At 62.9% G+C, this 23383-nt stretch carries 20 protein-coding genes and 2 pseudogenes; 10 read left to right on the top strand and 12 right to left on the bottom strand.

From position 1 onward, the window contains the following. Positions 1-62: 62 nt before the first annotated feature. Positions 63-1073 (bottom strand): prenyltransferase, encoded by a 1011-nt coding sequence (locus P2T62_RS22330; protein ID WP_276259236.1) that lies wholly within the window; start codon positions 1071-1073, stop codon positions 63-65. Between the two features lie 127 nt (positions 1074-1200). Next, on the bottom strand, positions 1201-1911 hold the full coding sequence (locus P2T62_RS22325) for a phosphoribosyltransferase (protein ID WP_276259235.1): 711 nt from the start codon (positions 1909-1911) through the stop codon (positions 1201-1203). A 241-nt stretch (positions 1912-2152) separates the two neighbouring features. On the opposite strand from P2T62_RS22325, the gene P2T62_RS22320 reads away from it, so the two are divergent. Beyond that, positions 2153-2638 (top strand): NUDIX hydrolase, encoded by a 486-nt coding sequence (locus P2T62_RS22320; RefSeq protein WP_276259234.1) that lies wholly within the window; start codon positions 2153-2155, stop codon positions 2636-2638. Between the two features lie 24 nt (positions 2639-2662). Here P2T62_RS22320 and yjjX read toward each other — a convergent pair whose 3' ends face one another. From yjjX to P2T62_RS22295, 5 genes are all read right to left on the bottom strand, one after another. Then, positions 2663-3190 (bottom strand): inosine/xanthosine triphosphatase, encoded by a 528-nt coding sequence (gene yjjX, locus P2T62_RS22315; protein ID WP_276259233.1) that lies wholly within the window; start codon positions 3188-3190, stop codon positions 2663-2665. 98 nt (positions 3191-3288) lie between these two features. After that, complete coding sequence (locus P2T62_RS22310) at positions 3289-4194, bottom strand: serine/threonine-protein kinase RIO2 (protein ID WP_276259232.1); 906 nt, start codon at positions 4192-4194, stop codon at positions 3289-3291. 215 nt (positions 4195-4409) lie between these two features. Beyond that, positions 4410-5075 (bottom strand): CDGSH iron-sulfur domain-containing protein, encoded by a 666-nt coding sequence (locus tag P2T62_RS22305; RefSeq protein ID WP_276259231.1) that lies wholly within the window; start codon positions 5073-5075, stop codon positions 4410-4412. A 79-nt stretch (positions 5076-5154) separates the two neighbouring features. Further along, positions 5155-6138, bottom strand: coding sequence for an alpha/beta hydrolase (locus P2T62_RS22300; protein ID WP_276259230.1), 984 nt, complete (start codon positions 6136-6138; stop codon positions 5155-5157). A 639-nt stretch (positions 6139-6777) separates the two neighbouring features. Further along, a complete protein-coding gene (locus tag P2T62_RS22295) occupies positions 6778-8514 on the bottom strand; it encodes an FAD-dependent monooxygenase (RefSeq protein ID WP_276259229.1) in 1737 nt (578 codons plus the stop codon). Positions 8515-8629: 115 nt separating this feature from the next. Here P2T62_RS22295 and P2T62_RS22290 point away from each other — a divergent pair, with 115 nt between their 5' ends. From P2T62_RS22290 to P2T62_RS22270, 5 genes are all read left to right on the top strand, one after another. After that, complete coding sequence (locus tag P2T62_RS22290; protein WP_276259228.1) at positions 8630-9280, top strand: helix-turn-helix domain-containing protein; 651 nt, start codon at positions 8630-8632, stop codon at positions 9278-9280. Between the two features lie 160 nt (positions 9281-9440). Continuing rightward, positions 9441-12197, top strand: a complete 2757-nt coding sequence (locus P2T62_RS22285; RefSeq protein ID WP_276259227.1) for a PEP/pyruvate-binding domain-containing protein — start codon at positions 9441-9443, stop codon at positions 12195-12197. Between the two features lie 17 nt (positions 12198-12214). Further along, positions 12215-12958: a DUF4010 domain-containing protein gene (locus tag P2T62_RS22280; protein ID WP_276259226.1), complete on the top strand. Its 744-nt coding sequence runs from the start codon at positions 12215-12217 to the stop codon at positions 12956-12958. A gap of 503 nt (positions 12959-13461) precedes the next feature. Then, complete coding sequence (locus P2T62_RS22275; protein WP_276259225.1) at positions 13462-14466, top strand: Cdc6/Cdc18 family protein; 1005 nt, start codon at positions 13462-13464, stop codon at positions 14464-14466. An 88-nt stretch (positions 14467-14554) separates the two neighbouring features. Beyond that, on the top strand, positions 14555-15688 hold the full coding sequence (locus P2T62_RS22270; RefSeq protein ID WP_276259224.1) for a CRISPR-associated protein Cas4: 1134 nt from the start codon (positions 14555-14557) through the stop codon (positions 15686-15688). A 28-nt stretch (positions 15689-15716) separates the two neighbouring features. Here P2T62_RS22270 and P2T62_RS22265 read toward each other — a convergent pair whose 3' ends face one another. After that, the gene (locus P2T62_RS22265; protein WP_276259223.1) at positions 15717-16253 is read right to left on the bottom strand and encodes a winged helix-turn-helix transcriptional regulator; all 537 of its coding nucleotides are present in this window, start codon (positions 16251-16253) and stop codon (positions 15717-15719) included. A gap of 317 nt (positions 16254-16570) precedes the next feature. On the opposite strand from P2T62_RS22265, the gene P2T62_RS22260 reads away from it, so the two are divergent. Then, positions 16571-18340: a transposase gene (locus P2T62_RS22260; protein WP_276259222.1), complete on the top strand. Its 1770-nt coding sequence runs from the start codon at positions 16571-16573 to the stop codon at positions 18338-18340. A 245-nt stretch (positions 18341-18585) separates the two neighbouring features. Here P2T62_RS22260 and P2T62_RS22255 read toward each other — a convergent pair. The 4 genes and pseudogenes from P2T62_RS22255 to P2T62_RS22245 all read right to left on the bottom strand — a co-directional run. Next, positions 18586-19821: pseudogene (locus P2T62_RS22255) on the bottom strand (GAF domain-containing sensor histidine kinase); the annotation flags it as partial. A gap of 105 nt (positions 19822-19926) precedes the next feature. Next, positions 19927-20277, bottom strand: a pseudogene (locus tag P2T62_RS23510) (response regulator); the annotation flags it as partial. A 64-nt stretch (positions 20278-20341) separates the two neighbouring features. Then, positions 20342-21241, bottom strand: a complete 900-nt coding sequence (locus P2T62_RS22250) for an SDR family NAD(P)-dependent oxidoreductase (RefSeq protein ID WP_276259220.1) — start codon at positions 21239-21241, stop codon at positions 20342-20344. 136 nt (positions 21242-21377) lie between these two features. Further along, a complete protein-coding gene (locus tag P2T62_RS22245; protein WP_276259219.1) occupies positions 21378-22133 on the bottom strand; it encodes a sensor domain-containing protein in 756 nt (251 codons plus the stop codon). Positions 22134-22311: 178 nt separating this feature from the next. Here P2T62_RS22245 and P2T62_RS22240 point away from each other — a divergent pair, with 178 nt between their 5' ends. Genes P2T62_RS22240 through P2T62_RS22230 form a run of 3 tightly spaced genes read left to right on the top strand, consistent with a single transcriptional unit; the run spans position 22312 to position 23320 of the window. After that, entirely contained in the window at positions 22312-22671 is a 360-nt protein-coding gene (locus P2T62_RS22240; RefSeq protein WP_276261653.1) for a helix-turn-helix domain-containing protein, read from the top strand. After that, positions 22668-23054, top strand: coding sequence for a hypothetical protein (locus tag P2T62_RS22235; RefSeq protein WP_276259218.1), 387 nt, complete (start codon positions 22668-22670; stop codon positions 23052-23054). Before P2T62_RS22240 ends, P2T62_RS22235 begins: the two co-directional genes overlap by 4 nt. Continuing rightward, positions 23051-23320, top strand: a complete 270-nt coding sequence (locus P2T62_RS22230) for a DUF7521 family protein (protein WP_276259217.1) — start codon at positions 23051-23053, stop codon at positions 23318-23320. The genes P2T62_RS22235 and P2T62_RS22230 overlap by 4 nt, the downstream gene beginning before the upstream one ends. Positions 23321-23383 lie beyond the last annotated feature (63 nt).

Here is a 23383-nt window from a genome sequence, read left to right as displayed (position 1 = left end):
CCGACGGTCGCGAGCCGTCACGGCCGAGCGGTCGCCCGCCGCTCCCGCGGACGAGGCCCCGCTCACCCGAGCGTTCCGGCCAGTCGCCCGGGGAGGCCGGCGACGACGGCCCACGCGAGTAGCTGGGCGACCGCCGCCACCACCATCGCGGCGACGGTCGGGAACGGCCACTCGTCGCGGGTGTAGGTCGCCGCACCCCACGCGACGAGCGGGAGCGCCAGCAGGGTCGCGCCCGCGACCAGCGACGGGATGACCCGCCCCCACAGCGCCGCGAGCGACCCGAACGCGACGACGACGCCCGCGAGGTACGCGGCGCGGAGGCAGCCGGGCGACCACCGCGTCGGCAGGGTCCGCTTCCCGACGGCGGCGTCGGCCCGTCGGTCGGGCCACTGGGTCGCGAGCAGGTTGACGAAGACGAGGGCGGTGAACGGCAGGACCGCGAGACAGACCGCCAGGTCGAACGTGCCGGCGAGGGCGGCGGCGCCGTAATGCGGGAGGAGCAGGCCGCCCAGCACCGCGTTGTCGAGTTCGCCGAGGCCGTTCCACGCCAGCGCCAGCGGCGGCAGCGAGTACCCCCACCCGAGGACGGCGCTGACGGCCAGGACGGCGACGGCCACCGTCGGGAGCGGCCCGGCCAGCCACAGCCACGCGGTCGCGAGCACCGCGAGCGCGGCCGTCGCGAGCGTCGCATCGCGTGCAAGCCGCCGCGGCAGCCGGGCGGCGTGGAGCCCGCCGCTCCCCCCGGAGAACGGCGTCCGGTCGGTCAGGGCGTCCGTCTCGTAGTCGGCGTACTCGTTGGCGTAGTGGATGCTCGCGGCGGTCGGCAGCAGTGCTGCGAGTCCGGCGAGCGTCGCCTCGACCGAGAGCGGCGCGCCCCGGGCGACGGCGATGGTCGCGCCCATCGCGTAGATGGCGACGACGAGCAGCAGCTGGTCCGGCCGGCTGGCCCTCCAGAGCGCCCACGCCACCGTCGAGGGGGCGGCGTCCCGGACCCGCCGTGGCGCGGGGTCGACGGTCGACGGGTCGAGGTCGCGGGACTCCCCCCGCTGCCCGTCACCCGTCGGGTCCTTCATGCAGGCCCTTCGCTCCCGGCGGCCGTCAACCTGTCCGTGGTCGGTACGGCGGGTGCCCGGGCGGCGAGCATCCGGCCGCCGGGTACCCGGGCGGCGGACGCCGGCTGTCCGGCACTCCTCTGGTGCCCTACACCAGCCGCCACTCGGGGGACCCGGCGCTGCCCCGGCCGGTCGTCTCCACGACGCCGCGGCGTTCGAGCTCGGCCAGCACCTCGCCGAGCCGGTCGCCCTGGACGACCTCGAAGTGGACGCGGTCGATGTCGTGGTAGTCGTAGAACAGGTGGTAGAGCTCGTCCTCGGAGAAGCGCTCACCCGCCGCGAGTTCCATCAGCCGCGGCACGAGGTCGCACATGTCCTCGACGAAGTTCCACGGGTAGACCATCCACGCGAACTCGTCGGGGTACGAGGCCACGTAGTCCAGCTCGGCCTCGCTGCCGGGCAGCAGCTGCAGCGCCCCCGTCTTCACGTGTGCGGGCGGCTGGCCGAGCCCCTCGAGATGGTCGACGGTGTGCTGGAACGTCCGCCCGGTGTCGGCGATGTCGTCGACGACGAGCAGGTCCTTGTCGGCGACGGCGCCGTCCGCGAGGGGGTACTTCACGGAGGGGCCGTCGCCGGCCTCCCCGGTACCGACGTAGTGCTCGACCTTGATGCTGATGAGGTCGTCCACGTCGAGGTAGTCACAGACGATGCGGGCGGGGACGAGCCCACCGCGCGCGATGGCGACGACCGTGTCCGGGGCGTAGTCACCACGCACCTCGTGAGAGAGGTCGCGCGCCAGCCCGTCGATGTAGTCCCAGGTGAGGAGCCGACACGGGAACTCGTCCGGCAGATCGCTCATGTCGTCCGTGGTTCGAAGGGTTCCGATAAAAGTGTGGGCGACACGGTACAGCCACCGAGGGATGGGTCTTATCCGATTATCCTCGAACTAATCGTATTGTGGTGTGGGTTCGGTGATAATCTCTGCTGCTTTCGAATAATCGTTCCGCCGTATCGGTAACGTGGCCGACCCTGCGTTCCGGACCACTTCCGCTCCGGATGCCGGGCGTTCAACAGGGCGCCGTCCGACCGCCGGGGTACGGATGGAGACGACCCGCCACTTCACCGCGACCATCTACGTCGTCAACGACGGCGCCACCGCCCTCCACGACCACCACCGCATCGACGGGCTCATCCCGCCGGGTGGGCACGTCGACCGCGACGAACTCCCGCACGAGGCCGGGCTGCGCGAGGTCCGCGAGGAGACCGGCCTCGACCCGACGCTGCTGGACTCGACACCCGAGGTCCCCGCGCCCGACGGGCGCGCGCTCCCGCAGCCGCGCCACCAGTTGCTGTACGACATCAACGTCCACGACGGGCGGGTCGGCCACCAGCACATCGACCACGTCTACTTCGCGACGGTCCCCTCGCGCGACATCGACCCCGCGCCCGGCGAGGACGGGCCGGAGGTCTGGGACTGGTTCACCCCGGCGGAACTGCGCGGTGGTGACACCGACCTCGGGGCGACGCCCGACCCCGACACCGTCGAGATCGGCATCGAGGCCATCGAGGCCGCGGAGTCGGGATAGCCGGGGGAACGCGGTGTGGTGGATTCACTTCGGGGCAGCGTCGCTCGCGTAGTACTCCGTCAGGAACGGCCCGAGCGCACCGGCAACGGCGTGGCACAGGGCGCTCTCGCGGTCGATGATGCCGCCGGTCAGGACGCCCGCCGCGCCCTGCTTGCGCGCGACGCTCGACAGGCCCACCACCTCGTCCATCACCGGTCCCAGCTCCTCGCCGGCGTCGACCCGGTCGGCGATTCCCGCCGGGAGCCGGAGCTGCGGCCCGCTCCCGAGGCCGAGTTCCCGGCCGTCCGTCGCCGCCGCCCACATGATGAGGTACCGCCCGTCGGGCCCGTCGGCGACACCTCCCTCGATGCCGATACCGACGTCGTATCCCTCGAGGGCCCGCCGCGCCCGGGTCTTCGCACCCCGGATGGTCTCGTCGTCGCCGATGGGCTGTTCGCTCACGCCCGACTCGACGGCGACGGCTTCGACCGACGCCGACCGGTCGGCCGCTTCGAACGCCCGCTCGGTCGCCGCACGCTTCACCGGGTTCCCGCTCCCGACGCCGACTCGCATACCCGTCGCCACCGCCGCGTGTCGTGAAAAGTCACCCGGTGGGGGCCCGCGGTCGCGGCGCTGGCGGGCAGGGGTATGTTCGGCGTGGCCCGGCGGCGTCAGGCGAACTCGCGGACCGTCTCGAAGTCGTCCTCCCGGATGGCCTCGGCCAGTGCGGACTCGTCCACCTCGGGCGTCCGGCGCGGGTACTTCCGGGTGAAGTAGCCCACCACGTTGCGCACGTCCCGCGCCAGCAGTTCGTCGGCGTTCTCGTGGTCGGTCGGGACGGCCTGGGGCCAGTCGAACACCGTCACGCCGTCGCTCCCGACGAAGACGTTGTACTCGGACATGTCGGCGTGGACGAACCCCTCGCGGTACGCGCCGGTCATCTCGTCGAGGACGAGGTCGAGTACGGGCACGACCTGCCCGTCCTCCAGTCCCGCGCGTGACAGCTCCACGCCGTCCATCTTCGCCATCACGATGGCGTGGCGGTTCTGGTCGACCGGGCGCGGCACGCGGACGTCGGGGTAGAGCGTCTCGAGGGCCTCGTACTCCCGCTCGGCGGCCTTGCGCGCGGTGTAGAACCAGGAGATGTGCTCCTTGTCGCTGGTGTAGTCACGCTCCTTGTCCACCTCGCGGAAGTTGGTGTACCCCTCGCGGTGGTACTTCAGCGCGAGCGGCTGGAAGCTGCGGACCTCGTAGACGTCCGACTCCTTGCCCACGCCCAGCGGGCCGCCGACCCCGTCGATGGTGTCGCGCTCGGCGAAGGTGTGCAGCGCCAGCGCGTCGTACCCCTCGAACGTGAGCCGGTAGCCGGTGTACTGGATGGTCTTGCGCTCGACGAGGCCGCGGCGCTCACAGCGGTCCAGCCGGTAGTCGACGTTCTCCGAGTCGAGCCCCGAGAACCCCGGGAGCTTCCCCTCCGCGACCCAGCGCGAGAACCGCATCCCGTGCTCCAGGCCGGACAGCAGGTGGAAGTCCTCCGGCTCGAGTTCCGCCATCTCACCGGCCACGTTCCGGACCATAGCGGCCGTAGCGCGCCGACCGACAAAAGCGCCGCCTCTCGGCCCCGTCCCGGCGGTTGCCCCGGACACGCTTCCGCGCCCATCCTCCGACGATAAACTGTATGTCACTATACAGAATCATCCCCGCGCGGCCGGCGCTCCGTTCGGCGGTCCTCGACCGAGCGGGACGCTCGCGGCCGTCTTCGGGGAATCCGGGCCCGGTCACTGCCGGGCTGTCAGTCGTCGCTGGAGAAGCCGATGTCGGCGTGCGTACCGTCGCAGAACGGTTTGCCGGCCGAGCCGCCGCACCGACAGAGGGCGCCGCCCTCGCGTGACTCGTCCCCGTCGGCGTCCCGGAGGTCGTACCGGCCATCGACGACGAACGGGCCGTCCTCGGTGGGGGTGACGCGGATGGGGTCGTCCGGGCCCCCGTCGTCCCCGTCGTCGGTGACGACCACCGCGTCCGGGGCGACCCCGTCGGCGTCGAAGGCGACGGCCTCGTCGCCGTGGGTCCCGTCGCACAGGGGCTTGTTGTCCGAGGCACCGCAACGACAGAGCGCGACCCGGGTGTCCTGGAGCCGCGTCTCGCCGTCGTCGCCCTCGATGACCACGTCACCCCGGAGGTAGAGCGGGCCGTCGGGCGCGAGTGTCACCGTGTTGCGCCGGGGTGTCGTCTCCCCGCTGCCGTCCGCGCGCTCGAAGTGGAGTGCGCCGGTCGGGCAGCGCTCGACGACGCGGGCCACCTCGTCGGCGTCGGCCCCGTCGGGGTCGATCCACGGCCGCCGGTCGGTGTCGAACACCTCGGGGAGCCCGTGGACGCACTCGCGGGCGTGGATGCAGCGCTCGCCGTCCCAGGTCACGTCGATCGCGTCCCCGTCGTACTCGTGGATGTCCTCGTCCATGGGTCGTCTCCGTGGGGTACGGTAACAAGGCTTTCGCGGCTGCGGGGGCCGACCGACAGCCGGTGCGGTCGGCCCGTACTCACGCCAGGTGCGCAGCCAGCCCCTCGCAGATCTCGTCCATCGCCCGGTCGGCGGCCGGCACGTCGTCCGTCAGCGAGCAGAACCCGTGGCAGAGGTCGGGTTCGTGGACCCGTGTGACGGGCACGTCCACGGCCGCCAGCCGGTCGGCGTACGCCCGGCCCTCGTCGCGCAGCGGGTCCACGCCCGCCGTGGCGACGACCGCCGGCGGGGCCTCCGTGAGCAGGTCGACATCGGCCCGGAGCGGCGCCGCGAAGGGGTTGTGGGCGTCCACCGGCGAGCGGAGGTACTGTGACCAGAACCAGCACACGTCCGCCGTCGTCAGCAGCGGCCCGTCGCCGTGTTCCGCGTACGACGCCCGCGTGGTGTCCCGGTCGAGCATCGGGTACAGCAGCACCTGAGCCGCGATATCGGGGCCGTCCTCGATTGCCGCCCGGAGCGCGACCGCGGCCGCGAGTCCGCCGCCCGCCGACGTGCCGGCGACCACCAGCGGCCCGCCGCCGCCCAGCGCGTCGGCGTTCGCGTCCGCCCACTCGGTCGCCCGATATGCGCCGTCGAGCGCCGCGGGGAACGGGTGCTCGGGCGCGAGCCGGTAGTCGACCGAGAGCACCAGTGCGCCCGTCCGAGCGGCCAGCTCCCGGCAGATGTCGTCCGCCGAATCGAGGGTCCCGAGCGTCCAGCCCCCGCCGTGGCTGAAGACCACGGTCGGGCGATTCGATATCGCCGCATCCGGTTTATCGCCGTCCGGCCCCTCGGCCGCCGGCCGGTAGGCCCTGAGCGGGAGCTCGTCGCCTGCGGGCCCCTCGATGGCGAACTCGCGGGTCGCGGCCAGCTCCGGGCCGTCGCCGCCCGAGAACAGTTCGTCCTCGAGGCGGCGCGCGCTCGCGACCGACAGCGTGTGCCACTCCGGCAGCCCCTCGGCCAGGAACTCGCGCACCACGCGCGCACACTCCGGGTCCAGGGCGTCGAGATCGGCTCCGGCCATGTCCCTCCCTCCGGGGCCGGCGGCAAACGTCCTGCGGTGGGGGGCCTGCCGTGCGGCCTGCCCGCCTGTTCCCGGCGCTCCGTGCGAACCTCGTGGGCCTGCGGGAGCCCGATGTCGGGGCGCGTCTGGATTCGCGGACCGTGCATCGCACGGACCGCGTCGCTGACGACCAGCGTTCCCACCGATAGCCGGACGTGAGCGTCGTCCGGCTCTCTGGTGGGTTCAGCTCGTTATCTCTCCATCTCGCATAAAATTCAGTATATATTTCATCTATGGGGATTTTTCGAGTTGAATGCTGCTGCTGTTCGGATGGTTCTCTCCCGTCGTGCTGTCTTCGGGCGCTCGGGCGAGCTCCGGTGATAAACCGATAGGCGCGATACAGAACCTCCGCGAGCGGTACCCCAAGTTGGCAGTTTGGATTTCTACAAACCACCTAATCGGCAACATTATCCAAGAGGTGAGACGCAAAGTCGTGATTTAGCAGTCCATTATCTTCAGAGCGGGAACGAATTCGGTCAACCCGTCTCGCTGTTGCAGCGGAAAATCGACCAAGTCAGCTCTATAACTTCTTGACGGATTTGCCTCCCTGTGAATCCCACCGATCTACCTCAATCGGACTCGCAGACGATTCACAGTGGTCTACTCGTTTACGTGAAGGCCAATTACCTCATTGAAGTACTCATCGAGTGGGACTGTGTTAGATACTGCACCACGGAATCCGATGTAGTCGTCTGGACGGACGACAAAGAATACCGGTGTGAGCGCTCCGTACCGTTCGTGAAGTGTCCCGTCCTTATCAATCAATGTCTCAACATCTCTCTCGTCGCTAGGTAGTTTGTCCAGAACGATACGGTAGGGCCGAACAACGTCACCGACTTGATCAGCTACCGCTTGAGCAACCGACACGCCTACTTCATCAGCCGCTTCATGTTTACCCGTGAATAGCAGCAGCGAGAAGCCACTTTCACAATGCAGTTCGTCGTAGAGGGAAATATCGGTTCCACCTCTCCCCTCACATGGACCGTCAAGTACCCGGTCGCCCGCCTTTGGTGCACGCCAGGTCTGCCACTCCCGTCCGACGAGTTCCCGAAGATTGCCGCCATCGAGTAAATCATCCAGGGGAGACACGTCCGAAGTCTGCGAGAGCGAGCTTCTTCGGTAGTTGATTCCGAGTTGTGTCGTTGCACTCAGCAACCGTGCCTGAACACGCTCCTGTTTAAGAAGCGGGCTAAGAACGTGTTCACGAAGTGCTTCAATCACGGGGTTTGTAGAGCTAATTAGTCCCGTTGATGGACCTGTCCCTCCGAGAACCTCTTCGGCGACCGGTCGTCGCTCCTCCTCGTACGTATCGAGCAACGTCGCGTCGGCAGCACCCGAAACGACGAGTGCGAGCTTCCACCCAAGATTGTAGGCGTCCTGGATGCCTGTATTCATACCCATCGCACCGAACGGGCTGTGTACGTGTGCGGCATCCCCCGCAAGAAATGCGTTGCCGCTTCGGTACTGGTCCACCATTCGCTGATTGACTGTGTAGTCCGACGACCAGATGATGTCGTGAACTTCCGCTCGCTCATCAGCGGTCCGTCCGGCAAGTAACGTCTGCACACCTTCCGGTGTCGGTACCGGGCGTTCGTCCTCCGGAACCTCCGAGATCTCGGCGAACACACGCCAGGTGTCCTCCCCATCGATGGGAAGCACGGCGATGATACCGTCCTCGTGAAACCACGTAAGTGCCTCCCGCGAGGGCCAGTCACTCGTTACAGTGATATCCGCGAGGAAGAATGTCTCTGACCGCGTTTCCCCGGAGAAGTCCAGCCCGAGCGTCTTTCGAACCATGCTACTGCCACCATCACAGCCGACGAGGTACGACGCATGGACGATCTCCTCGCGGTGGTTACCATCGTCGGTGTGGGTGAGCCGAGCAGTCACCGAATCTTCGTCTTGGTCGAACTCGGCGACCTCGGTTTCGAATTCGACCGCACCACCGAGTTCGGTCAACCGACCGAGAAGTGCATCCTCGGTATCGTACTGTGGAAGTATCCAGAGATACGGATACTCTGTATCGTTGTGGACGCTGTCAGTGCTCAGGCGGACGAGTTGTTCGTCACCACGGTAGAGACGCTGGCCAGTGAGTCTGAACCCCTTCGCCAGAATCCCATCGAGGAGGCCCATATCCTCGAATGCCTGAAGGGTCCGTGGATTAATGCCGAGTGCACGGGAACTCGACACCGTCGAATCGTTCTTCTCAAGGAGTCGGTACTCTATGTCCCGTCGGGAGAGTTCAATTGCCAGCGCTAGTCCTGTCGGCCCGGCACCGACAATGAGAACATCTGTGTGGCTCTCAACGGCGTCTTTGGGGAGAGGATCGGAGCTCATCAATGTTAGATGGGTATACGTGAAGACTAAGGGTTCGCCTAGCATAAATGGTAGTATAAATGCAAAACCCGGAAATCAGATTTCTTCACTCCAGCAAACTACAGGTGATGCTCCGATGAGAGCGGTGACGGTTCTCGTGTCGCCCCCAGCAAATCATCCTGTGGACCACCTGTTTACCAGCGAATCGAGAGTGCAACGAGAGCGCATCTTCAACCTCACTCTCCTCGAAGATGGGACGTTTGTTCTCCTCGGCCGGATTCGGGGGAATCTAGCGCAGGCACGTGCAATTCTCTCGGATGAACAGGACGTTCTCGGGTTCAGTATCTCTGAACAGGACGCGAAAGCCGGACTCGTGTTTGTGCATGCTCGGCCGCCTCCGTCCATTAGGCGACTCCTTGAGCTCCGTCGTGAGCACGGTGTGTTCTTTGACTTCCCTATTGAGGCGACGGAAGAGGGACAGCTCAAAATCACGATAGTCGGAGAGACTAACAGCGAAATTATGGGTATATTGGACGAAATCCCATCAGAGATCGAGGTATCGGTCGAACGAATCGGTCCCTATATTGAGGATCCGAAATCGCTGACAGACTTACTAACCGACCGGCAGCGAGAAATACTGGATGTTGCCCTGGCAAGCGGGTACTACGACGTTCCCCGACACGCGACCCACGGAGACATCGCTGAACAACTTGAACTCTCAGTACCGACAGTAAGTGAACATCTCCAGAAGATCGAAGCGAGAATCTTCGGTGCTCTCGAATCCTGAGTAACATCCACAAATACAGGAAGTATGACACCCTCCGATTTTCTATATATAAGGAGCCATTGATGCTAGGCAGCACTCTAACTCCAAAGCTGCTCAATATAGCACTATGGGATTCTACGTAATTGCGGACCGATGTGACCTAATCGGGAGGGACAACTAAATGCCAAGGACCGAGTTGGCCGAGGTGCGTGACCGCCGGTTTGTCCTCTCGTTGGACGAAGAAGGAGCTGCAGATCTCAATTTGACTGGCGGAAAGGGTGCAAATCTCGCTCGCTTAGTCGAAGCAGGCCTGCCAATCCCCACTGGAGTGTGTGTGACGACTGCCGCTTCTCAGGTTCTCTTTGAAGAGTCTAACATCCAAGCCGAAATCGAATCGTTGGAGGCCCTCAAACCGGAGAACACAGACGAAATTGTATCCAAGAGTGAGGAACTCAGAACGAAGATCCGGGAGACGGAAATCCCCGAACACGTCCAACGGGCCATCTCGAACGCACTCGACACGCTCGGTGCCGACTCGTACGCCGTTCGGTCGAGTGCGACGGCCGAAGATTTGCCGACGGCGTCATTCGCCGGAATGCACGAGACGTTCCTCGGAATCGACCAGGAAAACGCCCCCGAGTACGTTCAGGAGTGCATAGCGAGCCTCTTCACGGAACGGGCAGTATCGTACCGGCTTCGGAACGACGTTTCACACTCGGAGGTGGCGATGGCGGTAGTCGTACAGACGATGGTCGAACCAGAGGTTGCCGGAGTACTCTTCACCGCTGATCCTGTGTCCGGTAATCGTCACATTGCATCGATTGACGCTAACTATGGTCTTGGCGATACGGTGGTCGCCGGAGACGTATCCCCCGACAACGCACGTGTTGACCGCCGAACTGGGGAAGTCCTCGAATACGAAGTCGGCGAAAAGCGCCTCGCGCTCCGCTCGGGGAAGGACGGCCAGGATGAGCCATCGCTGGAGGAGGTATCTACTGCGCACCGTGAGAGCCGGGCGTTGACCGATGCCCAACTACGGAAACTCGTAGAGCTCGGGGAAGATGTCGAAGAACTACTCGGCAGCCCACAGGACATCGAATGGGCACTCGTCGATGGCGAGTTCATGCTGCTCCAGTCACGTCCGATCACCTCTTTGTATCCGCTCCCATCACCAGCGCCAGCCGATGACCAGCTGCACGTCTACTTCAGTATCGGTCACCAGCAAGCGATGGCCGAGGCACTCCCACCACTGGTCGTCGATTGGATGCGAGAAACGGTAAACAGATCTGTTGCTCGGTTCCTGTCCCCCGAATCTGACCAGTCGTTCGCAGTCGAAGCCGGACACCGAGTGTATGTGGACCTCACCCCCCTTCTACGGGGGGAAGTAACACGAAAGATTGCTCTTCGCGTCCTCGATTCGATGAGCGAACCGGCGACGTGTGCACTCGAAGATATTCTCGACCGACACGAAGATACATTTTTCCAAGACACGCTCACGAACCGGCTCCGAACGCTCGGTCGCGTGAGCCGACGCCTCCTCCCACTCGCTGTCTCAAACACACCGCATCTGTTGGCCCGTCTCCTCAAGCCGTTCCTTTTGGGGCCACCCGACGCCGAACGCGTCCGTGCTCGTATTGAGCGAGAGGGAGAGAAGATGGCGACTCGTGTCACTCAACCCGAGTCCCGGAGCGAGCGTATTCGAGTGGCGTTCGAGGAAACTGAACTCGGTACGCTGGTCGCTTCGATAGGAAGCAAGTCGATGCCGTATCTCCTGGCCGGCGTCGTGGCGGGTAATGTACTGGAACGGCTGTATCCAAACGCAGACGACGAACTCACAGCACTCAGCCGCGGATTCGACGAGGAGATAGCCACCGAAATCAATCAGCGGCTCGGTGACCTCGCAGATATTGCTCGGGAACATCCTGACGTTGAAGCGGCGATTCGAGACAAATCCACACTCTCAGAGATCGAAGATGTCGATGGCGGAACCCAATTTGTGGCGGCTTTCGAGACGTTCCTTGACGACTTTGGCTTCCGGGCGAGTAACGAAATAGATCTGAGCCGACCACGCTGGCGAGACGACCCCTCAATACTCTTTCAGACGATTCGAAGTAATCTTCGGAGGAGTGAACAGGGAGAACACCGCAAACACTTGGATCAACTGAAACACGATGCAGGTGAAGCCGCCGAGGAACTTGAGAATCGCGCTAGTCGAGGACTCTTAGGTCCCGTGAAACGGCCGATTGTGGGGCAGTTGATCCGAGTGTACCGGGGAGGAATTCAACTCCGGGAGCACCACAAGCACGGAGCTGCGCGGTTTCTCGCGGCCATACACGATTGTGTCTCCGATGTGGGAACTGAACTCGCTAAGGCAGGAGTATTGGAACACCCAGAGGACGTCTGGTACCTCCGGAAAGAGGAATTATTGGACTCACTTGATGATGAGTCATCTCTTGATGTAGACATCTCCGAACGACGTGATACTCACCAGCGATATGCGTCAATGACTGCACCACCTATTCTTACGAGCGAGGGTGAGACACCGACAGGCAAGAGAAATGGGTCTCCCTCAGAACACGTGCTCACGGGAACGCCGGTCTCGTCCGGTTTGGTCGAAGGAGTTGCCAAGGTGATGCACGATCCGTCTGAACAGTCGATTTCAAAGGGTGAGATTCTCGTCGCCCCGTCCACGGACGTTGGATGGACACCCTTGTTTCAGGATGCGACTGGGTTAGTGATGGAGGTTGGTGGCCGGATGACACACGGCGCACTGGTCGCACGTGAATACGGTATACCAGCCGTGGTGTCGGTGGCGAACGTGACCGACGAAATTCGAACGGGTGAACGAATTCGAATCGACGGCGAGCGCGGAACCGTCGAGTTACTTGACCGAACGGACCAACCGACGGGAGATCTTGACTCAGAGAGTAAGCGATGAGCACTCGCTGGAACGAGATGAGAGACCGAATCGATTCGGAAGACCTCAGAGCGACAGCTGAATTTCTTGTTCTTCTCCTCGTCTTGCTGGTTTTACCTGACGAGCGCCTCGATGTACTGCTCGGAGTGAACCCGCGACAAGTCTGGTTAGTCGTGGTGTTCGTCGCAGGACTGAGTTTTCTCGGGTACCTCCTATCCAAGATAGTCGATCCGGGGACTGCAATCGGGTTCACCGGAGCACTGGGGGGTGCCGTGTCCCCTGGAATGACAATCACATCACTCACTGAACAGTACCGGCGTCATCCGGAGTTCGATCTTGCCTACACGGTCGCAGCCGCAATCGCATCGACGATGCTGTTCTTACGGAATTTCGTCGTGGTTGCCATCGTCAGTCCTTCAATCGCCGAATCTCTCGTGATTCCATTCGCGGCAATGGCTGGGGTTGGGTTCCTCGTTACAGGGGGGATCTGGTTTCGTGCTCGAAATCGTGGACCACCAACGAACGAATTGAATACTCCGTTTCGGATTCAATCAGCATTAGTGATTGGTGGGCTCGTCGCGGTCATTCTCGCCATCGTCAATTCCGTTGATTTATCTCTTTCAGCAAGCACGACCCGAATTGGAATCGTCATAGCGACCGTGGTACAGCTATCTGTATACGTCACAGTCACGTGGATAGCTGGTGCAAGGCAGATTGCTAAAATGATTGCTGTGACCCTACTTGGTAGCGCGAGCGTTGGAATAACGCTCGTCGTTTCATAACGCGAGCATCTGCCCGAAACTCTATTTACGTGAACGAAATGCTCGTCGATTCAGCACCGCTTCCGAGATCTATCAGCACTATAGGGTTTCAACAAAGCCACTGATGTTGTAAATACAGAAGGTGGCGAGAAAGTGCCTTCTGTAAAATCTTGATTCATAGTTGCAGGTTTATTGCTGATGTTTTATTATCTTATATGATTATAAATTGAACTAATATGCTAAGCTCAATGTAGAATGGATTCCAAATCCATTACAAGGGCCTTGTTTAGACGCTTCTGAAGACGCAGGTCTGTGGCCATATCGGGTGAAGAGATCCAGTCTGTGGGTGCCTCACTATCCGATTTCATTGTTCAGACAACGGCCGAAGTGAGCGTTCTGTACTGCGTCTAAACAAGGCCCATTACAAGTATTCAGGTTCAGTAGGTTCCAAAAATAAATCGGAATTCGGAAGTTTCGGAAACTACACCCTTCCATTTACAACTACAGAGTTGCGTCGACGTCGTATGATTACGGACGCGCGCGTCCTGCAACCAGAATTCATTCCCAGGGAGGTACAACACAGAGATGCTGAGGTCAACTACCTCTCCAGCGTTCTCAACCCAATCACTCGGGGACAACGAGCTGACCCGGCGCTCCTCCACGGCCCATCTGGTGCAGGGAAAACCTGCATCGCACAGTTCCTGGTGGAGCAACTGCGGGAGGAAGTGGTTAACCTGAACTACCAGTATGTGAACTGCTGGGAGGATCATAGCCGCTTCAAAACCCTGTACAGACTGTTGGATGGCATCGGTCGTACCGTCGATGTCCATCGACAGTCAACACCGAAAGACGTCCTTCTTGAACGCCTCAAAGATAGTAATGACACGCCGTACGTCGTTATTTTAGACGAAGTGGACCAGTTGGAGGATAAGTCGCTGCTGTACGATCTGTACCGTATCCCCCACCTCACGATGATCCTCATCAGCAATGATGAGGATGGGCTTTTCGTATCGATGGATGACCGGTTGAACAGCCGCCTCACCGACTGTGAACGCATTCACTTCCGGTCATACCATGAAAACGAACTCGTTGCTATTCTCAGTGACCGAGTCAGGTGGGGACTCACCAACGAAGTGATTGATACGTCCGGTCTGGAGTTGATCGCCGCGAACGCTGGCGGAGACGCCCGTGTTGCTATCGGCATCCTGCGGCGAGCAGCACGGAAAGCAAAGGACGCACCTGTTGACAAAATCACGCCAGACATCGTTCAGGAAAAAACTCCGGAAGTGAAATCGGAAATCAAGCAGCGAACAGTAGATCGCCTCACGCCCCACCAGAAACTCCTGTACAACATCATCACCGAGAACGGTGAAATCGCACCGCAGCAACTCTACAGCACGTACTGTGACCGGGCAACCGACCCGAAGACGAAACGTATGGTTCGGAACTACCTGTCCAAATTAGAGCACTACAACCTCATCTCCGCTGAAGGGAACACGAAGGCCCGAATTTACCGGACACGAGTGTGATTCTACACTTTTCGTCTGCTCGGCGCGATGGTTTTTCGGAAACGACACGCGGCTCCCTATTGTTCCCCGTATTCTCACACCCGTTGTGATGAGCGATCCATCCAAAGACGAGCCTCTCGGGAGAGATTCCCCATTCCCGAATTCTGACACCGACGCCCACGAAGTCATGCTTGATCGGATAACGAACCGGGCGTTCAACGAGTGGTACAGTGAACAGCAGTTCCAGAACAACATCTTGGAGGGACAAGCGTATTTCAACGGGCCAAGCCCACCTAAAGATCCTGAGCAGCACACGCCGAGCAAGCTCCTGCAGTGTCACCGGAAAACCAGTTACGCGCGAAAGAACGCACCGCGAGAGGGCACACCACCAGAAGGTCTATTCTGGATTGGTTCAGAATTCGAGAAACAGGTCGTTGTACCATTCCTCCAGGCTATGACGACCCCGAACACCTACGTGGCGAATTCACTCTGGATAGATACTGAGATCGCCATTGGTGGGACAGAACTCAGTCTACGTGGATCAACTGACCCTGCAATCGTGACTGCTGATGCAGAACCACTGTTCGTAACAGAAATAAAAACCACAACATCGCTCGACCACCTCTCGGAACCGAAACCGCATCACCGTGCGCAGTTGCACGCATACCTATACGCCCTCGACCAGGAGTACGACCACTCAATCACCAAGGGACTGGTCGTGTACGGCAGTCGGAAAACACTCAACATCGAATCATTTCATGTCCGGTTCGAACCGAAGTTCTGGGAACACGTTGTAGACTGGATGCAGACGCAGACAGAGTATGAACAATCCAGTGAACTACCACCAGCTACGCCTGAACGAGACTGGGAGTGCAATTACTGTTCGTTCAAGCATCGCTGCGGTGAAGCCGAAACCCCATACATAGACACAGGCTGCGACGGTCTGCTGCCGGTGTTCGATAAGTACGACCGGCAGAACCTCCAAGAGTATTTAGAAGCGCACGAGGACCATAATGCGCGTCTTACACCGACACTCGCCCATCACTTCCCGGATCTCGTGGAAAAATTCGGAGTCTACGATTGGGGGTGTTCTGCGTGTGGTTCTTCATTCGACTGGGATGGCGTTGATTGGGACGGCAACGTAGACGATCTCCCCTTCTGCCCCGAGTGTGCCGAAGCGGGGGAGCTCGTCACTTTGAGTGGCCCCGAAGCGGGTTCGCAACTCAATGTAGATCCTGAGTGAAACCAATCACAGGCCTTACGCATAGAAGCTATTCGTCCGTCTTGTCCTCTTCCTCATCCGGGTCAGTCCCCCACTGCTCAACTCTGCCGAAATCCTCCTCAATCATGAACTCATCGTCGTATTCCGGTTCATCCCCGGTGTCAACCACAGACTCCCCAAACGGGTCTTGATACGGTGTCTGGTCATCCAGTCGCGCTAATTCCTCGTTGTGAACTTCGACCCAGTTGAGTAGATCAGGTAGCTCACTTTCTACGTCCTGCTGGTAATCGATGATCGTCCGAACAGCATGGCTGAGGCCTTGGTTCTCCATCCGTCGGGCGACACGCTTTCCACGCGTTGTGATTCGGTACTCGTTGTTGACACTGGTTTCTTTGGGGTTCATCCCAGGAACGACAAGACCGAGGCCACGTGCTTCAGTGAGACGACGAGTGAGGGTTGATGAGCTGATCGTGAGTTGCTCGTCTAAGTCACTGAATCGTTGCCCGTCTTCCATTGAGAGAAGGGTGAGAATCCCGAGTGCACCGCGTTTCTGAAGGAAATCACTAATCGACTCAGAGTCGGGCATTCACTCCATCGTTTCGCGTAGACCCTCTTAGAAACCGAAGGTCTGTGCGAATCAAACCACACTTTGTTCTGTACGCCAATCGTTTCCGGATTCTGCTGTACGGATCTCGGCTAAAACCCCGTAGTACGTACTCTGATTTGGCAATTCGGAAATCGCACCCACGAAAATATGCTTCGATTCAAAGTAACACTTTGGCAAGCCATGCTCGGTTCCCTGCCCGGTTCAGTTCCATTCCGGATGCGGCTCGGGAGCCACGCGTGGATGTCTGTTTGCTTCGGTGTTACTCACCAGGGACGTGAGTTACGGTGGTGGTGTCGGTGACGACTACCGACGACCGGGACCACCGTGATGAAATCCTGAGCTCTATCGAAGAGCAGACAGAGGACTTGTGCCACATCCACGACCACATCACTCGGATCATCACGAACCTCGAAATCGGTGACGAGTGGTTCAATGGGTACGAGGAACCCGGGCGTGCGAAGTTTGATCTGGAACCGATGGTGCGGTTGTTCCTCTACAAGTACGCGCGTGAGTTGAATCAGTCGGAACTCGCGCGTCGGTTGCAAGGTGCTGCGTACGTGTATCTGCGTCTCGGCTTCGACCGGCCGATTTCACAGCAGATCATCAGTCACAACAAGCGCAATCGGTTCGCCCCAGAAGAGCGGAAACTTCTACGAGACGCCGCTGAAGTCATTCGAACGGTTTGTAGCGAGCACGATGTGATCCGGACGAACGAACCAGCTCTTAATCCGGAAGATGTACAGCATGACCGGGTCAGTGAAGCGGAGATTATGGATGCGGTGAAGCGCGCGACTGACCTTGGATTCAGTGAGTTCAGCGCGGATCGTGCCAGTAACGCGAAGTACCCGCTGGAAGCGTACTTCGAGCGGCAAGGCTACCTGAACATGTCCCGCGCTGGGACTACAACCGCATCACGACGGTTCGCCCGACTCAGCGAGCGGGAGACCGTGCCGCACGGTTCCTCGCATAACCGTACGATGAAGAAGGTCGCTAAGCCGGAATCCCAGCTCACGTTCGACGAATTCGTGACAGGGAAGCAGGAGCCAGAGTGGAAGCGGATCCGTGACGAAGTGCTGGAGCCGTTCCACGCTGGCGTTGAGAACATCCTGGACGAGCTCACCGATGAGTACTACGCCGAGGCTGGGTTTACTGAGCCGGTTCACGCGGCGATTGACATCACCGCGTGGAATTTCTATGCCTCGCCGTTCATGTCCGAGAGGACGGCTCGCAAGCCCGACAAGACTCCCATCAAAGTGACCATCGATGGGAAAGAGAAGTTGTTGGACCCTGAGCACCCAGATTTGGTTTCCGGGCTCAAGGATAGCGATGAGCGAGGGTACAAGTTCGCCACTATCACGATCATCGCGGAGAACACGCCGATTGTACTTGGTGTGGAACCGGTACGCGATCAGCGGAAGTGGGAAAAAGAGATGGGATTGGATGTTGAGCGAACGTCTCGTGCTGACATCGTTGAGAGTTTGTTAGAGCAGGCGTCCCGGCACGTGGACATTAGCAAGGTGTTCCTTGACCGCGGGTTCAGTAGCCTCGAAACACGCGACGTTATCGACCGCCGCGAGCAGTTGTATGTGCTCGGGAAGCCAGCGCGCGCGAAGGTTGACAAGGACCACATTGACGAGATCCAGGAGCACGAGGTGTACGACAGTCGAATCGTGCATGGTTCCCAGACATTCGACGGTCGTGAACACAACATGACGTACGTGTACACGCCGTCAAAGAAGGATGGAGACAAGTACGCAGTGTTCACGATCAACGAGCACGTCGATCATCACCGCGCGGAAGCGCTGCTCGGCCAGTACAGTCAGCGGATGGAGATCGAGAACGAGTACAAGACCATCAAGAAGCACTTCCTACCGACGTCGGCGTCGAAGGATTACCGGATTCGGTTCCTGTACTTCGTGATTGGAACGTTACTGTACAACGTCTGGCGGATGGCGAACTTCATCCTACGGGACGCGGTGGATGTCGATCTCGGTGAACACCCGCCGATCCTTGCAGGTGAGTTGATTGAGCTGGTCGCGTTCTGCCTGTTCGAACCACCCGACTGACCGACGGTTCTCTCCGCGTTAACTCATTCTCCTGAGCGACAGTTGTCTTTTCTGAGCGCTGATTTCACCCAATTCTGACTGATTCGCCGTCAAATAGTAATCAATCCGGTAGTTCAATCTCCAGTTTCGTTCTCACGATCTCGTCAGTCCCCTGAGTCGCCGTTGACCCCCTTGATTCGTTTGTAGAAACACCAAACAGTCAGGTTGGGGGTACGGCTGGCGGTCGGTCTATCGTACGTCGTCGGCTACGGGCTCCGTCTCGGTCCCGTCTCGAACTCGAAGCGGGCGCCGCCGTCCGGGGAGTCGGTGATCGCCACCTGCCAGCCGTGGGCATCGGCGATCTCCTCGACGATGGAGAGCCCGAAGCCGGTCCCGCCGTCGGTGAAGCTGACGCCGTGCTCGAACACGTCGTCACGGTGCTCGGGGTCGATACCCGGGCCGTCGTCGGCCACGAAGAACCCCTCGCGTCCGTCGAGCGGGCCGACGGTGACGGTCACGTCGCCGTCGTCGGCCCGTGGCCGACTGCCCGTGGAACTGTGTTCCACGCTGTCGCCGGACTCCGTCCGGCTGCCTGTCGAACCATGTTCGACACTGTCGTCGGCCCGTGGCCGACTGCCCGTGGAACTGTGTTCCACGCTGTTCCGGAAGAGGTTCTCGAACAGCTGGACGAGCCGGCTCCCGTCGCCCTGGACCGTGGGGAGGTCGTCGACCCTGGTCAGGGTGGCACCCCCGGTGTCGACGTACTCCCAGGCGTCGCGTGCGACCCTGCCGAGATCGACAGTCGACGGCTCCTCGACCGTACTCCCGCCGCGGGCCAGCGTCAGGAGGTCGTCGACGAGCTGGCCGATCCGGTCGTGGGCGTCCTCGACCCGGTCGAAGTCCGCCGGGTCGCCGGAGTCGCGGGCCAGGTCGAGGAACCCCTCCGCGACCGACAGCGGGTTCCGGAGGTCGTGGCTGACGACGCTGGCGAACTCGTCGAGGCGCTCGTTCTGCCGGCGGAGTTCGGCCTCGCGCCGGGCCCGGATCATCGCCGCCTCCACGCTCGCCCCGAGGACGCGGAACAGGTCGACGTCGCGCCCGGAGAACTCCTGCGACGATGTGGATCCGGTGACGAGGATGCCCTGCTCCCCGAGGGGGACGATGATCTCGCTCCCGATAGGCGTGTCCGGGTTGTAGCGCCCCTCGACCGTCGAGACGTCGTCGTACACCTGGACCTCTCCCGTCTCGAACGCGCGCCACGCGAGCCCCTCGCCGCGCTCGAAGGCCGGCTGGTTGTCGACCACCGATTCGCTGGTCGCCGTCATCGTGACGGGCACGAGCGTCTCCTCCTGGTCGTCGTAGCGCCAGATGCCCGTCACCTCCAGGTCGAGGATGTCGGCGGCAGCCCCGACCGCGATCTCGCCGATCTCGTCGACGGACTCGGCCACGTTGAGGTCACGGGCCGTCCGCTGGAGCGCCCGGAGCTGGCGCTCGACCGACCGTGTCCCGTCCCGCTCCCGACGCGACCGGGCGTCGGTCGCCAGCGCCAGGACCCGCCGTGCGAGCAGGCCGTCCGCGTCTCCTGGCTGGAGGGGCAGGTAGTCGCTCACCCCGGCGCGGGCCGCCTCGATGGCGAGGTCGTCGTCTCCCCCGTCGGTGAAGAGCACGACCGGTGCGGTCGTGCGCTCGCGGAGGGCCGTGGTCAGTTCGACCCCGGTCCCGTCCGGGAGGGTCTGCGCGGTCACGACGCAGTCCGTCGGAGCGTCCCAGACGGCGGTCAGGGCGTCCTCGGCGGTCGTGACGGCCGCGAACGAGAGCCCGTGGCCCGCACCGTCGAACGCCTCACGGAGTTGCGACTCGACGCGGGCCCTGACGGCCCCGTCGTCGGTGACACAGAGGACCCGGATCGGCGCCGCTGTCGTCCGCTCTCCGGTCTCCCATCCCCCAGAATCGCTCACACGTCCACCTGTGGTGGGGGGAGAACTAAGCGTTTCGTCGGCTCCGACCTCGGACGGCCGCCAGTCAGTACCCGGGACTCATCCGCATCGTCTCGATGCCCTCGGTGAGGTCGTCCCAGCGCTCGTCGATCTCGGCGGCGGTCCAGGCGCCCTCCTCGCCGACGGTCTTCGAGAGCGTCCGCTCGCGCTCGGGGTCCGAGACGACGGCCACGTTCCCGCCCGCGATGGCGAGCGTGACGCCGTTCACGTCGGCGGCGGCCTCGCTGGCGAGGAACACCGGCGCCGCGGGCACCAGCTGTGGCCCCATGGTCTCCTCGTCGGCGCCCGCCATCGCGGGCAGGTCCTCGGTCATCCGCGTCAGTGCCGTGGGCCAGAGCGCGTTCACGCGTACGTCGTACTGGTGGAGTTCGCGGGCCGCGGTGCGCATCAGGCCCAGCACCCCGGCCTTCGCCGCGGAGTAGTTCGCCTGTCCGGGGTTGCCGGCGGCGACGCCGCTGGAGACGCAGGTGAGCGAGCGCTGGCGGTCGAAGCCGTCTTCTGCCTTGTAGCGCTCGCGCCAGTGGGCCGACACCGCCCGCACCACCGAGAAGTGGCCCTTCAGGTGGACGTCGACGACGGCGTCGAACTCGGCCTCGTCCATGTTGAACACCATCGAGTCCCGGAGGATGCCGGCGAAGTTGCTGACGCCGTGGACGGCGCCGTACTCCTCGACGGTGTCCGCGACGAGTTGCTCGGTGTACTCCAGGTCGGTCACGTCGCCGAAGTGGGCCATCGCCTCGCCGCCGCCGGCCTCGATGCGCTCGACCGTCTCCTCGGCGGGTTCGGCGTCGCTCCCCTCGCCGTCGACGCCGACGCCGAGGTCGTTGACGACGACCGTCGCGCCGTGCTCGGCCATCGCGACCGCCGTCTCCTCGCCCAGTCCACCGCCCGCGCCGCAGACGACCTGCACCGTGTCCTCGAGCATGGTCGGACGGGGGACCACCGGCGCCATCCGTGTTGCGGTCCGCGCTGTCGGCGCTCCGTCGGCTACTGGTACGCGGCGTCGGCTCCCCCGGCTCCGGTGTGCCGGTCCCCGAGCGGGCCGTCCCGGCCGGCGCGAATCAGCCGACGCGGTCGACCAGCGAGCGCCCCAGCACCAGCCGGGCCCACCGGCCACACAGCCAGGCGACCCCGTTCAGGACGTTGAGCGAGAGGCCCAGCGCCAGGAGCCCCAGGACGGACATCGCGAGCGCGCCTCCCAGCGAGGTGACCTGCCAGGACGTGAGCCGGACGACGAACGAGACGCCGACGAGCAGCTCGTTCCACGGGACGTACAGCGATAGCTCGCGGGTCACGTCGGTCGGCAGGAAGATTCCGACCCGGACCCCCGGCGTGTCGTAGTACAGCGGGGTCGCGACGAGGACCAGCGAGGGGACCAGCAGCACCATCAGGAGGACGAACCCGCCGATGCCGACGGCGAGCCTGGTGGCGAGGAACAGCAGGCCCAGCCAGACGGCGGGGTCGACGACCAGCGCCGTCGCCCGGTCGACGGCGCCCTCGCGGTCGCGGAACCGCCAGTCCGGCGGGTCGAGGTCGACCCCGAGCAGGGTGGTCGCGAGCCGGCGCTCGACGGTCACGAGCGCGACGGTCGCCAGCAGGACGCCGACGAACAGCGGGACGCCGACCAGGAGGACCGCGAGGCCGACGCTCAGTCCCAGCCCCACGCCGAGGAAGACGACGTAGGCGATGCCCAGCGGGAACGCCAGTGCGAGGTACAGCAGGTTCCCGTAGGTGCGGGGCCGGAACGGGGCGGTCGCCACGGACCACAGGGAGGGGCGCGGCACCGACGAGCGGAGGCGGGCGACGGTGTCGCTCATGGGGACGGTTCGTCGCACGGCCCATCGCGAGATAAAACCCGGGCCAGGACCGGCTGAGGCCGGTGGTCGGTGTGTCTCGCGCCCGGCGAGCCGGGAACCGATGGCTCCCGCGAGCGTCGTGACGGTCGGTCGGCGCGACCGCCACCACTTTTGCCGGAACGGGGTCAAGCGGGTGACGATGGACTCGGGGGAGCGGGGCCGCGACGACGAGGAGATCTACGCCCTCCTCGACGACGACTACGCCCGCCGTATCCTCGTGGAGACCCACGAGGACGCCCGGTCGGCGGAGGCGCTGAGCGAGGCCTGCGGCGCCTCCGAATCGACCATCTACCGGCGGGTCGAGCGCCTCCGCGAGCGCGACCTGCTGGAGGGCATCCAGCGGCTCGACCCCGGTGGCCACCACCACGAGGTGTACGCCGCGCGCCTGGAACGGGTCACCATCGAACTCACCGACGACGGCTTCGTCGTCGAGGTGGACCGTCGCGAGGAGAACGCCGCCGACCGCTTCACCAGACTGTACGAGGAGCTCTCGGGATGACGGGCCCACTCGCCACCGCGCCGACGCTCGCCGCCGCGGTCAGCGGCGCCCCTGCACGGCTCGAGACCGTCGGCGTCCCCGCGCAGGTCGAGGCCGTCGGAGGGGCCGCCCCCACGGCGGTCGCGGCCATCCTCGTCTTCCTCGTCGCCGTCGTCCTGTCGGTGGCCGTCACCTACCGGTACGCGCGCGGGTACCTGCGGACGCGCCAGCGCCCGCTGCTCGTCCTCACCGTGGGGATGTTGCTCCTCGCGCCGGCGCCGATGTTCATCCGCCTCCTCCTCGGCAACGTCGCCGTCGTCACGGGGACCGAGCGGACCCTCATCGTGACCGTCAGCAGACTGTGCGGCCTGCTCGCCATCCTCTCGGTGGTGCATCCGCGATGACCCTCGAGACCGTCACCGTGGCGGCGGGCGCGGTCACCGCCCTGCTCGGCTGCTACGTCGCCTACCTCGCGTACCGCGGCTACCGCCGCAACGACAGCGAGACGATGCGGGCGCTCGCGGTCGGGGTGCTGTTCGTCGCGGTCGTGCCGTACGCGGTGAGCGTCGTGGCCGCGCCGCTGCTGGCCCTGACCGACGCCCAGGCCCTGCTGGGGGTGACGCTGTCGCACACGCTCGGCCTGGTCGCCATCTACCGGTCGTTCGACTGAACGCCGGAGCCTCATATTTGAATCTTGTGGGCGGTCGCCGACTCGGCGACCGGGTCTCCCTTT

The sequence above is a fragment of the Haloglomus litoreum genome (assembly GCF_029338515.1).
GTDB lineage: Archaea > Halobacteriota > Halobacteria > Halobacteriales > Haloarculaceae > Haloglomus > Haloglomus litoreum.
This window is presented reverse-complemented; position numbering and strand designations above follow the sequence as displayed.

Coding starts and splice junctions, on each gene's coding strand:
- P2T62_RS22310 (WP_276259232.1), bottom strand. CDS start 4,194: ATGGTCCGGAACGTGGCCGGTGAGATGGCGGAACTCGAGCCGGAGGAC.
- P2T62_RS22320 (WP_276259234.1), top strand. CDS start 2,153: ATGGAGACGACCCGCCACTTCACCGCGACCATCTACGTCGTCAACGAC.
- P2T62_RS22275 (WP_276259225.1), top strand. CDS start 13,462: ATGATTACGGACGCGCGCGTCCTGCAACCAGAATTCATTCCCAGGGAG.
- P2T62_RS22250 (WP_276259220.1), bottom strand. CDS start 21,241: ATGCTCGAGGACACGGTGCAGGTCGTCTGCGGCGCGGGCGGTGGACTG.
- P2T62_RS22240 (WP_276261653.1), top strand. CDS start 22,312: ATGGACTCGGGGGAGCGGGGCCGCGACGACGAGGAGATCTACGCCCTC.
- P2T62_RS22245 (WP_276259219.1), bottom strand. CDS start 22,133: ATGAGCGACACCGTCGCCCGCCTCCGCTCGTCGGTGCCGCGCCCCTCC.
- P2T62_RS22325 (WP_276259235.1), bottom strand. CDS start 1,911: ATGAGCGATCTGCCGGACGAGTTCCCGTGTCGGCTCCTCACCTGGGAC.
- P2T62_RS22235 (WP_276259218.1), top strand. CDS start 22,668: ATGACGGGCCCACTCGCCACCGCGCCGACGCTCGCCGCCGCGGTCAGC.
- P2T62_RS22290 (WP_276259228.1), top strand. CDS start 8,630: ATGAGAGCGGTGACGGTTCTCGTGTCGCCCCCAGCAAATCATCCTGTG.
- P2T62_RS22230 (WP_276259217.1), top strand. CDS start 23,051: ATGACCCTCGAGACCGTCACCGTGGCGGCGGGCGCGGTCACCGCCCTG.
- P2T62_RS22295 (WP_276259229.1), bottom strand. CDS start 8,514: ATGAGCTCCGATCCTCTCCCCAAAGACGCCGTTGAGAGCCACACAGAT.
- P2T62_RS22330 (WP_276259236.1), bottom strand. CDS start 1,073: ATGAAGGACCCGACGGGTGACGGGCAGCGGGGGGAGTCCCGCGACCTC.
- P2T62_RS22280 (WP_276259226.1), top strand. CDS start 12,215: ATGAGAGACCGAATCGATTCGGAAGACCTCAGAGCGACAGCTGAATTT.
- P2T62_RS22285 (WP_276259227.1), top strand. CDS start 9,441: ATGCCAAGGACCGAGTTGGCCGAGGTGCGTGACCGCCGGTTTGTCCTC.
- P2T62_RS22270 (WP_276259224.1), top strand. CDS start 14,555: ATGAGCGATCCATCCAAAGACGAGCCTCTCGGGAGAGATTCCCCATTC.
- P2T62_RS22265 (WP_276259223.1), bottom strand. CDS start 16,253: ATGCCCGACTCTGAGTCGATTAGTGATTTCCTTCAGAAACGCGGTGCA.
- P2T62_RS22300 (WP_276259230.1), bottom strand. CDS start 6,138: ATGGCCGGAGCCGATCTCGACGCCCTGGACCCGGAGTGTGCGCGCGTG.
- P2T62_RS22305 (WP_276259231.1), bottom strand. CDS start 5,075: ATGGACGAGGACATCCACGAGTACGACGGGGACGCGATCGACGTGACC.
- yjjX (WP_276259233.1), bottom strand. CDS start 3,190: ATGCGAGTCGGCGTCGGGAGCGGGAACCCGGTGAAGCGTGCGGCGACC.